This window comes from Legionella sheltonii (genome assembly GCF_026191355.1).
Classification (GTDB): Bacteria; Pseudomonadota; Gammaproteobacteria; order Legionellales; family Legionellaceae; genus Legionella; species Legionella sheltonii.
In genome coordinates, this window is sequence record NZ_JAPHOQ010000003.1 from 86,783 (window position 1) to 100,970 (window position 14,188).

Sequence of the window (14,188 nt, forward strand, 5' to 3'; positions counted from 1 at the left end):
CTGGTTTTGGGATTCAAACGTAAATTTTTATTTTTTGAAACAGGTATTTATCATAAAAAAAATTTGAAAATAATTTTATTTGAAGAGGTGAGAAAATGTGGAAAAGAAGAAGGATGTACTATTTTGATGCACCTAAACGGTTTGACGGGGTATTGGTCTTTTCAAAAATTAGTTCAGTAATCGTTGCACTTAAAAGTTTGCGCACTGCGTGTTTTTTTTCTGCAGTAGGAAACTTTATTTCAGAGAATAAATCTCTATATACGTCATGCTCATCGCTAAATGAACCTTGACAAAAGCCATTGATTTCTCGAAGTTCCTGACATAAATAATTGATTGCCTCTCCTCGTTCATTTTGTGGTAATACACTTTGAAACTCATTTTCAAGTGCGTCGGCTTGCGCATAGGTGGCTAAAAGCAATAAGGTATCAAACACTTCAAGACGATTATTTCTCTCAGATTCATCATGAGTTTTCGAGAAAAAATCACGCATAGAATCAATAAAATGTTCTATTTTATTTTTCTCTCTCTCAATTTTTTTTAGTAAGCACTTATTCATTGTATCTTCCTTTCGATTTAGGAATGCATTATATCTATTAATTTCATATTCTATATATTGTAGCTGCAAACTGTTCTTTAAAAGGGCATTTCTCCATTGCTTACAGCGGTTTTTTTGGTTTGAGATTGGGTATCAATTATTTGTTCTACAATTAAATCAATATCTTCATGCACCAAACATTTCTTTTGAACTGCTTTCAAACCACCCAGGTGCCCATACAATAAAAGCATTTGCAATAGAGGTTTTTCAGCTTGATTTTCTTCAATTTTATTTTTCAGCTGTTCTGGATCGAGAATTTCCATAGTAATTCCATCACCATTCTTTGTAATAGTTAAACAGGGACTGTTCATTTCGCCCAGCAACATAATTTTAAATCCAAACTCCATAACTGAGAATAATGAATCAATCTGGAATTCGGGTTGTTTTAATTTTTCTAAAAAGAGATGTTGATCACTTTTAGCCCCTACATTAACGCGAGCTTTATTGAAAAAAGAAGCTAAATACATTAAAGAGCCTTTATTATGATTAATTGTGAGTGTTTTTTCTCCATGAGTATCGACAGTAGCAATTAAAGGAGGAGTGACGCCTCGTGGGACATTCGTATTGTAAAAATCAATTTTTGTATTCGGTGCACAATGAACTAATAAGTTGAGGCTTGCCGTTTTATGCATGTGGAGTAAGCTGGTTGTATTGACATATCGTCCTTTATCCGCTGATCCACTTTCCTCTTGTCTTGCTCTATCATAGCAACGCTTAACCACTTGGGACATATCATCCAAGCAAGCACAGACTACAATAGAATTATTATTTCTTTCGACCAAAGCTTTTTGGGATGGTTTATAGGTTACCCCATCAACGATTACATTAGGCCTTTTATCTTTCTGAGCATGCATTCGCTCTTCAACGAGTTCACTGATTAAATAGGCGCTGTCTTGGGTGCGAATAAATGCCTGATCGGTTTCTTGTTTTTCAAATTCTTCGGTAAATGGCATATAAATGCCTCGATAATCATCGGTGGCCAATGAAACATAATCTTTTCTATTTTCTTTTTTAATATATTGACTGGAAATGGTGCTCTTGCCACTTGCTGCCGGGCCTAAAAAAACAAAATCATGATTATCAGCGAATGGATAAACTGTTTTTTTCTCCAACTTATATTTTTGAGCAAAAGCATCCAGATTTTTATCCAAAAACTCGGACATCGTTTTGTTGACTAATTGTCTTTGGATTTTATTCTTTTCTATCACCAAGCATGAATTATATTTGAATGCATACTCGCTACTGTCTTTGCTCAAGGAGGGGTACAATTGTTCCATCCGCTCATGCGCTCTTTGCACGCAAAAGTGATGTACTTCTTCTTTATTCAGGGATTCATGAATTTTTGACCAAAAAGTCATTAGCTTCAAACCGCTCTCCTGCGATTCCAGAATGTCATGGAATAATTTTTGAGCGAGCTCATTCACCTCTTCAGTGTCAACGCGATAATCGGTTATTAAGCGTGCTGCGAGATGAAGCATCAACGCCGTTTGCAATTTGGGCACCAGTACATCAGTTAACCACTCTTCATGAGCTATATTGGCATGTGTTAACTGCTCTTGGATGTCCCCTTCCATAAAATTAGGCTGTAAAATTCGATTATAAGTTTCCTGCAACTTTCTTTCTTGAACACTCCATCGGTTAAAATCTTTAAGCGTTAAAACATGCCGCATGTTGAAATGAGCTACTGCTGCTTCTCTTACCTCACTTAATCTTCCAGGAACTAATTTGAAAGTTCCCTCTGGAAGATCTAATTTTTCGCTCATTGGCTCGATGACTTCTACTTCCGAGCGTAGGGTTTCTAATGACAGCATTTTATGACCTTGATGAATGCCTCGTGTGATCCTGAAGCTGTCTAATTTTTTTGGAGCAGGCTGTGTATCAACTGCTGGAGCTGATTCTTTTTTATGCGAGTGAAGAATATCAATTAAGGGTTTTTTTTCAGGCAAATGAATTGTTGCCATCTGTTTTTGACCGGGAGAGGGGAGCTGCACTAAAGGTTTGGAAGTCAACGAGTTGTCTTGTTTCTTATTATAAAACTCAATGCCCGAAGTAATAACTTCCCTGGTAAATTCACTTACCCCCTGAATTTCCCCACTTAAATTTCCAGGGATTACATCAAGAATTTCATTATGGCAGTTATAAAGGATGGTCATGATATAATCATGAGGATTCACGTGGGTATAAGCTATTTCACCTAATTTTGTTTTGCCTACAATTTCTGCAAAAGGTTGTGAATGAAATGATTCCTTACCCCGAACGATATAGAGAATCTTTACCTCGTTCATTCCACCAAATTTGATTGCTACATCAAATTTATCCGTAACAGAACGTGTTCCAGCAACCCCTGTAGCCGCCAGGGTAGATGCTGTTCCGGAGCGAATTTCATGCTTTTTAACATTATTTTCTTGCCCAGCTAATAAATGACTGTCCGCAGTATACTCACCAGTTCTCGTCATTTTTTTAGCAAACTGTATTGTTTCACCCACAGAGTCAGTAAAATGTCCGCCTCTAAAAACAACAGGTGCTGGAGTGATATTTAATTTATCATTTTGATAACTCTGTACAGTATGATAATGATGAACATCGTTTTTAAGATAGGCTGTAAGCCTCTGTTTTAGCTGTTCTCTAAAAACAATAGAAGGGTTTACAACAAGCCCTGATTCATCGGTTAAAAATGACTGCTCGTTTTTATTCTTTACATCACGAACCGAAACAAAATTTCTGTTGTTCACTATACCATTAACTAAACTCACCAAATTTAATTTCCAAGTTCGGCCTTTCTCATGATCGTCTGGTATATATTGAATTAATTTATCACCTGATGAGTTGAATAGAATTCTTTTGATGAACTGTTCAAAATGACCTGTTGTGGAGGGTAATGTTTCTCCAGGATTTAAAAAGGGGGTGTCGCTATAGAATTGTTTTAGGACTTTTAAATGGAGGAACAGTGATGTTATTTTATTATCTAATTCTTTATCTTGTGCGTGCGGATCATCATCAAGAGTAGCGATTATTGCGGTAATTTCTTTCACTAAGTCACCGACTGCATCGATCTCGTGTTGAAATTCTTCATTTATTTCTGTAGGGGCTTTCATCTGTTTTATCCAGGCGTCAAGTTCCTTGTTATAACGTTGGCAAGCCCCCAAAACCAATAGATCGTTTAAACGCTCCAAATTTCCCTGATTTAACCAGTGATACAGAGTAAATTGATATCCTTCGTCTTTGACGAGATCGACTGCTGGTAAATGGGATAAAAATAAACTAGTACCCACATCGCTTTCCAAAAAATCAATTCCTTTATCTCTTAACGCTGCGGTGCTATTAATGGCGATGTTCCCGGTATGGCCTCTTTGCGAGGTGATTTTCAACAGTTTAGGGAAATAACTTCTTAACTCTTCTTCGGTGGTTTTTTCGTCTAGGGTAAAACCAAGTTCACTGAAATTGATTGTGGCGCTAATTTCATTCCCAGAGGGTTCAATGACCACATAGTTTAGCTTGTCGCGAAGTATTTCAAGGTACAAAGTATTGTTTTGTAGGGGGCTGGATTTTGGAAATTGGAAACTGAAATCATAACTAATGGAATGGAAAAATTTTAATAGATTTTTGCTATCCATTTCTTTAGGAACTTCAACCTGATTATTTTTTATTCTTTTTTGATTAAATTCGGCAGCAAGATGTTGGGTAAATGCCAAAAGGAACGATTCATATAAGGGTTCATTGGCCATAAAAGTAGTGAATTGATAAAAATCATCTTCCTCAGTTATTTTCATGAAATTAGGAAAGCTCTTGCTTAATTTCTTTTGTGTGTATAAAAAGTTAGTGAATACTTCATCGAATTGCTCGAGGCTGACAATTCCTGCCGATTTTAATTGTTTTAGAGTGAGCTCTGTAGATTTGTTCGCAGTAATATGTAAGGCCAGTTTTTGAATAAATAAAGAGTAATTTGGATTGTTTTGTAATTTTTCTATCGCTCGTTGCAAGCGTGCTTCATTAAAAGCTTCAATTCCCATGCCCTGAATCACTTCATCTTGGATATTAATTTTTTGTTTTTGAGCCTCTTGAAGAATAACCAGTGCGATTTCTGGTGCGATATTATCCCATTGATAAATTACCCCATCACTCGTTTGTTGTTGTGAATAGCTCGTAGCAGATAAATCAATTGCCTGACGTAAGGTTCGATGATACTCATAGCGAGGCAGATCCATATCAGTCAACAAATCGAAATTTATACGCTGCTTGGAGTATGTTTTGGGCATATTTGTATCAATATGTGTAATTGCCGGCTATTAATTTATAGCATAAGATTATTAAGATTTTATTAAAAGGAGCATTAATTAACCGCAAGAGACAGCAGTTTCTCCAAACATAGGTTTGAAGAATGAATTCGAATGAATTAAGTGAAGCAGAATAAAGTCAATTTATCAAATCAAGAGTAATTTTTAATTGATATTACATCTTTATCTTTCTAACCTCTAATTAACAATACAGGAGTCTTGGAAATTCGAATGACTTCCTCGGCTACACTTCCTGTCAATATATGATGGATTCCGCGACGACCATGGGTCCCTATAACAATTAAGTCAGCAGAAAAGCTTGTTGCTTCATCAACGAGTTTTTCAGCAATTTGAGCCTTGGAAGGGATTAACTCAGAAAGTTTCATTTCAAACTCTACTTTTGCACGAGTCAGCATTTTTTTCATTGAATTTAAAACTTCCTGTCCTTGCTTTCTGGTTAACTCAACAAATGATTCGCGATCGACATCACCTTCATATAAAGTATCAATTATATGAATCACGCGAAGTTTGGAGTTTTGATTTTTTGCAAGTTTAATGGCTTCCTTTAACGCTAAAGTGGAGGCTTTAGTATCATCCACAGCGACCATAATTTGTTTGTACATAGATGAGACCTCCTGGCGATTAGAAATTATTTATTTAATAATCCATTAGCTTGCTTGCAATATCAAATTCTATATATATCTGGGCGTTTAATCCAATTAATAATCCATTGACCTTCATTCGTTCGCTCAAGGCATGTGATAGTTCCCGGAACAAAAGCAACAAGAGCTCTTTCTTCATCGTGAACAACAAGTTTACTAACCAATTTGCCCATAAAAGGCATGTGCCCTACAAGCATGATATTGTGGTGTAGCTGATATATTTCAGATGCAACCGGGTTCACATCATCTAAAGGCTCCAGCCCTTGATGAAATTCGATTTCCCCGGAGAATGGCAAATTGGATGCGAGTATTGACGCAGTTTGCTCGGCTCTACGTTTTCCACTGTGAATTATCCGAGCGATTTCTATTTTTTTATGACTCAGAAAATGCCCTAAATGCTCAATGTCAGCTATTCCTTGCTTGGTCAGTGATTGCAGGGGATCAATTTCTTTTCCCAGACTTTCTCCATGCTGAATGAGATATATTTTCATGGTGGTTCCTTCCTAACTGAAATTATAGCCTAATGTGAGCAAACTGAGTCTATTCTAACCGATTAATTCCAAGCATTTTCAAAAGTAATTGCTGAACGCGAGGGCCAACCTATCCGGACCCAAATGTTGGATGGAAGAAATTGGACATAGTCAATCTCATGGACCATCGTGATTTTATGGGTTGTTTCAAGTTTGTCCTTCAGAGCATAGGCAGTTGAGACATCCGCAATTCCAGCCCCTTTAACGATGATGTGAGCCATACTCATATCATCCCTGATTCAATGTTGTCTATTTGCAACCGACACCAAATCGATTCAAGATTTTTTCTAAAGGACAAAACTGAGTAAATCCACTTTGAAATAAATTGGCACCTACAAATACAGTAACCCAAAGAAAATAGTTACTGAGATAAAGGGGGCTTTGTGGAACACCAACTGCCAGCGAAAGTAAAATAAATGTTCCCGCAACAATGCGAACAATACGTTCAGTGTTCATGAGAGCCTCCTCGTCAGCATGCTAAGAATTACGCCATTTCCACCAACCCAAATAAATTAAAGGAATGAGGAATAATGTAAGTATAGTTGAAGCAAAGGCCCCAAAAATTAATGAAATGGCAAGCCCGCCAAATACAGGATCAGATAACATCACTGCGGATCCTAAAATAATTGCAAAAGCGGTTAACAGAATAGGCAAGAGCCGAACCACACCGGATTCTGTGACTGCAGATTCGATTGAATACCCGGCTCGCTGTTTCTCTAAAATAAAATCGATAAGTAATAAAGAGTTTCGTACAACAATTCCTGCCAGAGCAATCACCCCGATCATGGAAGTGGCTGTAAATGGTTGATGCATAATCCAGTGACCGGGGAATACGCCAATAATTGTGAGTGGAATAGCTCCCATAATAATTAGAGGGATGAAAAAGGACCGATAAAATCCTGTCAGTAATATATAAATAAGTACAATTGCTACTATAAATGCAGAGCCTAAATCACGAAATACGTCTAATGTTAAACGCATTTCGCCAAGCCAAAGTAATTGATTTTTAGTAATATTCTGCGGTTGCTGCTCTGTAAATCCAAGATTCCCAACGGTTAAATGGATGTCATGAGGCAGTTTTTCATGGTGCAGCATATGAGTTACGGTTGCTACCGCATAGGCTGGGCTTGAGTGCAGCATCTCACCTGTGACATAAACAACTTGATGTTGATCGCGGGTGAAAATGGGTTTTTCTTGGATTACATTTTTGAAATCAACAATCCTTGATAAGGGGATAAGTTGATTTTGCTGATTTAATAAATACAATTTTTTTAGAGATGTAATATTATTCCGCGTGATTCTGGGCAAGCGAAGTATGATATTTTCTGGTTCAAGAAGGCCTGGTCTATGGCCACTACCTACATTAACCCCTTTAAAATAACTGCGTATCTCGTTAGCCAGTGCATTAGGAAGTAGGCCTGAAAAAACAGCAGCATTTCGATTAATCAATAGTTTGTATTCGGTTAAATCCTCAGTGACTGAATTATCAATATTAATCATCCCATAAATTTGAGGGTAGATAGTGTTGCTGATGTATTTTCCTAGTTCTCTTAGCTGATTGTAATTGGGTCCATACAATCCAGCTTCCATTTGTGAACGAACCGGAGGTCCTGGAGGACTTTCAAAAAGTTTGATATGGGCCAAAGGATAAGTATGACGCACTTCAGACAATGAATCATAAACCTGTTGGGCGATTTCATGCGATCCAATGGTTCGTTCGTGTTTGTTAATTAAATTAACGCGAATTTGCGCATAATGGGTGCCACTGTTCATGGCATCCCCTCGAACCATCGCTGCAAAATCTTCGGGGGCTGCTTGTCCCAAAAAGAGCTGATAATTGGTGATAAAATGATTTTTGGCAAGAACGTTGGAAATATCGTCTGTAATCTTTAGGGTTTGCTCTAACGAGGAACCAGCTCCAGAGTTCACCTCAAGTAAAAAGGTATTCACGTTATCATCAGGAAGCATTTTAAGCTCAACACCTAAGGGACTCAACGGGCCATTACTACCTGATGGTCGGATGAACTCCCATAAAGGTTGCAACATCACCAGAAATAAAAGAACAAAAATAAAAACGTAAAATGAATAGCGTAACCATCGAGATCTTAAAAGCACAGTAAAAAGATAAATATAAATTTTATGTATCAAGCTTAAGTGGTGTTTTTCTTGGGAAATGACGATCTGATTCTCTGAGTGCAAATAAGACCGGTGTTTAGTTTTTAGCCATTTATAAGCCAAATAAGGAACAACGGTATAGGCAATAATCAGTGAAGTAAGCATGGCCAGCGGCGCATTAAATGGGATAGGAGCCATAAAAGGGCCCATCATGCCTGAAACAAAAGCCATGGGAATTAACGCAAGAATCACAGTAAAAGTAGCAATGATGGTTGGTTTTCCTATTTCATTTGCTGCATATACGATCAACCGAGTGAGGTTATTCTGTGCTTTTTGCATCATATGACGATGGATATTTTCAATCACAACGATACTGTCATCTACCAATAAACCCAACGACAGAATTAATGCGAATAAGGTGATCCGGTTAATTGTTTGTCCTGATATCCATCCTATCCCAAGTACAATACAGAGAATCAGTGGTATGGAAAAAATCACTATAGATGCTTCACGCCAACCTAAAAACAGCATTAAAAGAAGTACTACAGAAGCGATCGCAATTCCTAAATGCTCAATCAACGTATTGACGGCGTCATTTGCATCGTCACCATAATTGCGGGTTACAATAGTTGTTACATCGCTGGGTATCATGTTGCTTTCTTGAACGAGTTTTAATCGCTCAAGTATGGCATTGGCGACAACTACCCCATTGCTTCCTTTTTGGCGTGCCAGCGCAAGCGTCACTGCAGGTTTGAGTACCCCTGTGGGCTGATTCGAGGCGCTTGGGCCGAAGGCTAAATAGGAACGAATTTGTTCCTCTGCGGGTGCTAACTCAACTCGAGCAACATCTTTTAATAAGACAGGCATACCATTATCTACTCCAATAATGATTTGATTTAGATCCTCCGCTGAGATGAGATTTCCTTCGATACGTAAAGGAACTTCACGCTGTTCAGGCTCCAACTTCCCAGCATTCAGGCTGATATTATTCATCTGGAGCGCTTGTTTGATTTTTTGCAATGGAATGAAATGCGCAGCCATCTTATCAGGATCTAACCATACTCGTAGCGCGGAAGGTGATGCACCCATAACCCAGCTTTTACCTACTTGAGGTACCCCGCGTAATTGCTCGAGTACTTTGGTTGCCATGTTCTGCAGTTGAATGGAACTGTATTGCGAGGAGCTAAGCGTAATTGTCAACAAAGGGACATCATACAGACTGATTGATTGTATCAACGGCATTAATGTGCCTGAAGGCATTTTATCCATATTGCTGTTGATTTGATTGTATACTTTAACTAGGCTGTTTTCTTCGTTTTCGTTTACTTTAAATCGTACTGTGACTAATGCATTGTCATTCATTGCCATGCCATAGGTATGATCTACTCCAGGAATAGATGCCATAAGTCCTTCCAATGGCCTTACAATTTGATGCAACATTTCCTGAGCATCACTGCCTGGACGACTCACGGAAATTGCAACAACTGGCACTACAATTTCAGGATTATAAGTTCGCGGTGTGAACTCTATTGCAAGCGCACCAAACAGCAGGGAACTAAGAATAATGAGCAGGGTGAGTTTTGAGTGAATAAAGGCTCTAGCCATTTGGCCAGCACTGTTTAATAGCGGTTTATGTGAGATATTTTTATTCAAAATCCAGGTGCTCCGATGCATTTTTTGTTGAAAGAGTTGTGAAAACATCTCTTTATTAGCAACTCTCATTTGTCCAATAAATTACACTATTTTATTTCTCTGATGGAATTAACTCATTCGTTAGCATTAACAATCGTCCTCGCGCAAGAATTTGATTGTATTGTGATTGGATACACTGATTTTTTGCTTCAGCCCATTTCATTTGGCTTTCCAACAATTGCCCAAGTGGCACTAATCCACGCCCATATCTTTTGCTAAGATGGCCTACAACTTTTTTTGCTTGCATTGCGTTAGCATGATGTGCTTGATATTGAACCATTGCAAGTTCTTCAGCGCGTCGTGCCTGGATAAGTGCAAGACGCAGTGCATTCGCAGTATCCTCTAATTGAAAAGTAGCTTGCTTTACTTCAGCAACCGCTTTTTGGACTGCTCCTGAATGTTCACCTGAGCTAAATAATTCCCAATTGACACCAAGGGCAATGAGATTTGATGGAAGTCCAGCACCTACAGTATTCCCATTCCAATCCTGCCGTAATTGTAAGTTTACCTGCGGTTTGTTTGTTGCATTGACTGCATCAATATTGGCGCGACCCGCCTCTATGGTTGATTTAATGGCACGCAATTGTGCATTACGGATGAATGCCTTTTGTGTCAGGGCGGCAATCGTTCTTTTTGTTGTTGGAAACTGAACGGAATTTTTTGGAACATACAAACCTTCTTGATGGCCAATTAAGCTGCGGAACTCATCAAGATGGTTTTGCAATTCTGCTTGCGCTGCTATTAAAGATATTTTTACTGTCCTCAGATAAGTATCCGCGAGTAACAAGTCACTTTCTATGACCAGCGATTGCTTAAAAAGGGTTTTCGTTGTTTTGAGATATGCGGTAGCCGCATCGACTTCTTCTTTCGCAAGAACTATGAGTTTGTTGGTAGCAAGAACACCTTCATAAGCTTGGAGAATATCATAAGCTAATTGCATACGTGCTGCTTGATCACCGTGTTGAGCAGCACGAAGCAGGGCATTAGTATTTCTCAGTCTTGCGCTGGTTTCACCCCCTGAGTAAATGGGTACGGTTAGTTTAAATCCTGCGTTGTAATTACTGTAATACCCAGGTGAATCCAATGCTTGGGGCCTTACGTTAATTGAACCGGGACCTGTGAATTGCCCCAGACCAAAGTCAGCAAATGAAACATTGCCCTGGCTTAATTTATAACTAAAAACGTTTAAAGGATTATCACTGCGAGCAGCATTCATTTCCATGCCTAGCTTGGGTAACCCGGTTCCCCGTGTTTCAATAATTGCTGCTCTGGCTGATTCAATTTGGGCTTGGCTCGCACCAATGCGAGGATTGCTACTGAGTGAAAGTCGCACCGCTTCAATATAACTGATGGGTTTCACCACCTCAGCACTTACGAATGAAGACGCCAGGAACTGGCTTAGTCCCAAGAGCAGCAATTTTTTTTGAACAGTTCCTCGAGTTATCACACTATACACCTAATATAGAGACATTCAATTGGGTTGACAGAGGGTCACATCAGTTCTTAAATTCCCTGAAGAACTCGTTGTAGGCGAGCTTTTACCTCTTGGGCTAGCTGTTTAATCTCTGGTTTATTAACCAATTGGAGTATGGCTTCAGGATCCATGAATTCAACATGGACTTGTTGGTTATCATCCTGCCGGACAACAACATTGCAGGGAAGTAATAAACCAATAGATGGATCGGCTTCCAGTGCACTGTGAGCTAAATGAGGATTACATGCTCCAAGTATGCGATAGGGCGGGATGTCTTTATTCAGTTTCCGCTTCATGGTTGCGGATACATCAATCTCCGTAAGAATCCCAAAGCCTTCTTTTTGTAGTTCATTTGTTACATGCTCAAGTGCTTGATCGAATGCGTAGTCGACATTTTTGCCAAACCCGTATGAATTTTGCATGTCCTATCCTTGGTCTTAAGTGAATTGCTATTATAACGATTTACATATTCCGTTGAAAGATTAATATGAAGCATAGATCATATGTACTTATGAGAGATTTCGGGGAAAATTTATTGATCGATTATCGTTTGTTTATGACACCTATATACGATCTTGCCTGTGGCAAGTTCAATAATTTCTCCTTCCACCCCCGAATGTTCTAAATCACATTGTTGGCTTAGATGTACTTTCAACGCATCGATATTTTGTCCCGTTGTTTTAGAGATAATTTTGTTTTCAATTGTAACTCTGGCCTCATATGGGTCTTTCTGCCGGAGTGAGTTCATATCTAATACCTCCAATTTTCGTGTTCTTATATTTATTATAGTTAAACAGGTGCAAATAAATGCACAATTGGAGTTAAAATTGTTACCATCGACACAATTTAGCTGGCAGAAACAGGGGGTAAATCAATTTTAATTTTGCCGCCCCATGCAAGCCTGAGCGCATTAACAATTGCAATTGCATCAATTACTTCCTGAAGAATAGCACCAGTTACGGGAGTGATATAACCGACTGATGCAAAGCCCATCCCAATAACACTAAGTAGCATTCCTCCAACAGCGCTTTGTAATGCAATCTTGCGGGTATCCAAACTTAGGTGAATTAATTCATCTACTTTTTTCAAAGTATTTTCCATGATTACGACGCCGGCTGCCTCAGAGGTTATATTGCTGTATTGTCCAAAGGCAATTCCCACTGTTGCTGCGGTGAGTGCTGGAGCATCATTAATACCGTCCCCCATAAATACGGTGGGCGCATTTTTTCTTTCTTCGCGAACAATGGCAAGCTTTTGTTCTGGACTTTGTGAGGCATGAATTTCTTTCAAATTTAACTGGGAAGCTAAATATCTAACCTCTGACTCACGATCACCAGATACCAGCATTATTTTTTTAAACTGGTGGGAAGGGGATAAATGGCTGATAAAGGATTTCCCTTCTTTACGCGGTGCATCATGAAAAACTAATGAGCCTATAAATTGTTCGTCATAGAGAATAATACATTCTAAACCTGGAGATTCAGGTGGAAGTTCCTTAGCGGATTCGGGTTTATTAAGCAGAAATTTATTACGACTGGTAACATGAATTTGATGATGCTCGATAATACCAATTAGCCCTTGTCCTGGTTTTTCAGAAACGTGAGAGGCGTCAAGCAATTTTAAATGACGCTCTTCAGCAGCTTTCAGGATTGCAGGAGCCAGAGGATGCTTTGAATAACGTTCTAAACTTGCAGTGTATTGCAAAATGTGATCTGAATTCAGGGATGTGTTTTTGGCAATATGGATTTCTGATAATGCGGGTTTACCATAGGTCAATGTTCCTGTTTTATCGAAAATCGCAGTGCGACAGGTCGGTAATCGCTCAAGAACGGTTGGGTCACGAATAATAATACTTTGTTTTGCCGCCATAGAAATCGCACTAATTAAGGTAATGGGAATAGCAATGAGTAATGGGCAAGGTGTGGCGATGACGATTACGGCGAGAAAGCGCATCGAATCACCGGTGAGGTACCAGGCAGCACAGGCAAAGATCAAGGCGAACGGAGCAAAAATGGCGCCGATCTGGTCTCCTAATCGTCGTAAAGAAGGTTTTCGTTGTTCTGCTTCTTTAAGTACCTCAACAATAGCTGCATAACGTGAATCAGAAGGGAGTCTGACTGCCTGGATAGTTAACGGAGCTTCACCATTGATTGCACCCGAAATCACAGAAGTTCCAGGCGCTTTGGAAATCATATAAGGTTCACCTGTCAGATAGGATTCATCCATCATGCCATGTCCTTCCACAACGTTGCCGTCGACGGGACAAATTTCATAGGGATAGATAACAATGTCATCACCAATACGAATATCATCTAGTGAGATGTCTTCAATTTGATCTTTTGTTTTTCGATGGGCTTTAGTGGGCATACGCGCGGCGAGGGCCATTAGAACAGAGGATGCCTTACGCATGGCATATTGTTCCAACGTTTGTCCACCAGCCAACATGAGAATAATGAGCGCCACAGCCAGGTATTCATGGAGGAGAGTACCGGTGACTAAAGCAATAGCGGCTAAGGAGTCTGCACCTAAATTACCTTGAAATAGTTTACCTACGATTTGTAAAAATAAGGGGATTCCTCCAATGATGATAATGATCAATAAAGGGACTTCAGCTAATGGAGCATTCATTATTTTCATCACGAGGTATAAGAAAATAGCAATCAATGAGAGGAAAACCAAAATCATTTTCCATTTCGATGCTATAGATAAAGAGAATGGGTTCATTGTTTTGAGTTTGAGATTTGGTATTTTTAAATAATAGTCAAGGAGTTATGGAGATTCAAGAAACTCGTCATCCCTCGTTGTACTCGGGATGACGGCAAAAAAAATCCCGGGTTCCGCTAACG

11 protein-coding genes are annotated in these 14,188 nt (G+C 39.1%); all 11 read right to left on the reverse strand.

Features of this window, described 5'->3' with window-relative positions:
* Positions 1-118: 118 nt before the first annotated feature.
* The gene (locus tag OQJ26_RS04230) at positions 119-556 is read right to left on the reverse strand and encodes a hypothetical protein (protein WP_265702713.1); all 438 of its coding nucleotides are present in this window, start codon (positions 554-556) and stop codon (positions 119-121) included.
* 77 nt (positions 557-633) lie between these two features.
* Entirely contained in the window at positions 634-4,851 is a 4,218-nt protein-coding gene (locus OQJ26_RS04235; protein ID WP_265702714.1) for a zeta toxin family protein, read from the reverse strand.
* A 209-nt stretch (positions 4,852-5,060) separates the two neighbouring features.
* Positions 5,061-5,492: a universal stress protein gene (locus tag OQJ26_RS04240; RefSeq protein WP_265702715.1), complete on the reverse strand. Its 432-nt coding sequence runs from the start codon at positions 5,490-5,492 to the stop codon at positions 5,061-5,063.
* A gap of 62 nt (positions 5,493-5,554) precedes the next feature.
* Positions 5,555-6,022, reverse strand: a complete 468-nt coding sequence (gene sixA, locus OQJ26_RS04245) for a phosphohistidine phosphatase SixA (protein WP_265702716.1) — start codon at positions 6,020-6,022, stop codon at positions 5,555-5,557.
* Positions 6,023-6,084: 62 nt separating this feature from the next.
* On the reverse strand, positions 6,085-6,288 hold the full coding sequence (locus tag OQJ26_RS04250; RefSeq protein WP_265702717.1) for a hypothetical protein: 204 nt from the start codon (positions 6,286-6,288) through the stop codon (positions 6,085-6,087).
* A 22-nt stretch (positions 6,289-6,310) separates the two neighbouring features.
* Positions 6,311-6,517, reverse strand: a complete 207-nt coding sequence (locus OQJ26_RS04255) for a YgaP family membrane protein (protein ID WP_028379968.1) — start codon at positions 6,515-6,517, stop codon at positions 6,311-6,313.
* Positions 6,518-6,538: 21 nt separating this feature from the next.
* Positions 6,539-9,829 carry an efflux RND transporter permease subunit gene (locus tag OQJ26_RS04260; RefSeq protein WP_265702718.1) on the reverse strand — a complete coding sequence of 1,097 codons (3,291 nt, stop codon included), beginning with the start codon at positions 9,827-9,829 and terminating at the stop codon, positions 6,539-6,541.
* 91 nt (positions 9,830-9,920) lie between these two features.
* Positions 9,921-11,315 carry a TolC family protein gene (locus OQJ26_RS04265; protein WP_265702719.1) on the reverse strand — a complete coding sequence of 465 codons (1,395 nt, stop codon included), beginning with the start codon at positions 11,313-11,315 and terminating at the stop codon, positions 9,921-9,923.
* A 56-nt stretch (positions 11,316-11,371) separates the two neighbouring features.
* On the reverse strand, positions 11,372-11,764 hold the full coding sequence (locus OQJ26_RS04270; RefSeq protein WP_265702720.1) for a DUF302 domain-containing protein: 393 nt from the start codon (positions 11,762-11,764) through the stop codon (positions 11,372-11,374).
* A gap of 110 nt (positions 11,765-11,874) precedes the next feature.
* Complete coding sequence (locus tag OQJ26_RS04275; RefSeq protein WP_265702721.1) at positions 11,875-12,090, reverse strand: hypothetical protein; 216 nt, start codon at positions 12,088-12,090, stop codon at positions 11,875-11,877.
* A gap of 98 nt (positions 12,091-12,188) precedes the next feature.
* The gene (locus OQJ26_RS04280) at positions 12,189-14,066 is read right to left on the reverse strand and encodes a heavy metal translocating P-type ATPase (protein WP_265702722.1); all 1,878 of its coding nucleotides are present in this window, start codon (positions 14,064-14,066) and stop codon (positions 12,189-12,191) included.
* Between the last annotated feature and the right edge of the window lie 122 nt (positions 14,067-14,188).

Excerpts from the sequence above, each read along its gene's own strand:
- sixA (WP_265702716.1), bottom strand. The coding sequence starts at position 6,022 with ATGAAAATATATCTCATTCAGCATGGAGAAAGTCTGGGAAAAGAAATT.
- OQJ26_RS04250 (WP_265702717.1), bottom strand. The coding sequence starts at position 6,288 with ATGAGTATGGCTCACATCATCGTTAAAGGGGCTGGAATTGCGGATGTC.
- OQJ26_RS04235 (WP_265702714.1), bottom strand. The coding sequence starts at position 4,851 with ATGCCCAAAACATACTCCAAGCAGCGTATAAATTTCGATTTGTTGACT.
- OQJ26_RS04240 (WP_265702715.1), bottom strand. The coding sequence starts at position 5,492 with ATGTACAAACAAATTATGGTCGCTGTGGATGATACTAAAGCCTCCACT.
- OQJ26_RS04255 (WP_028379968.1), bottom strand. The coding sequence starts at position 6,517 with ATGAACACTGAACGTATTGTTCGCATTGTTGCGGGAACATTTATTTTA.
- OQJ26_RS04270 (WP_265702720.1), bottom strand. The coding sequence starts at position 11,764 with ATGCAAAATTCATACGGGTTTGGCAAAAATGTCGACTACGCATTCGAT.
- OQJ26_RS04275 (WP_265702721.1), bottom strand. The coding sequence starts at position 12,090 with ATGAACTCACTCCGGCAGAAAGACCCATATGAGGCCAGAGTTACAATT.
- OQJ26_RS04230 (WP_265702713.1), bottom strand. The coding sequence starts at position 556 with ATGAATAAGTGCTTACTAAAAAAAATTGAGAGAGAGAAAAATAAAATA.
- OQJ26_RS04280 (WP_265702722.1), bottom strand. The coding sequence starts at position 14,066 with ATGAACCCATTCTCTTTATCTATAGCATCGAAATGGAAAATGATTTTG.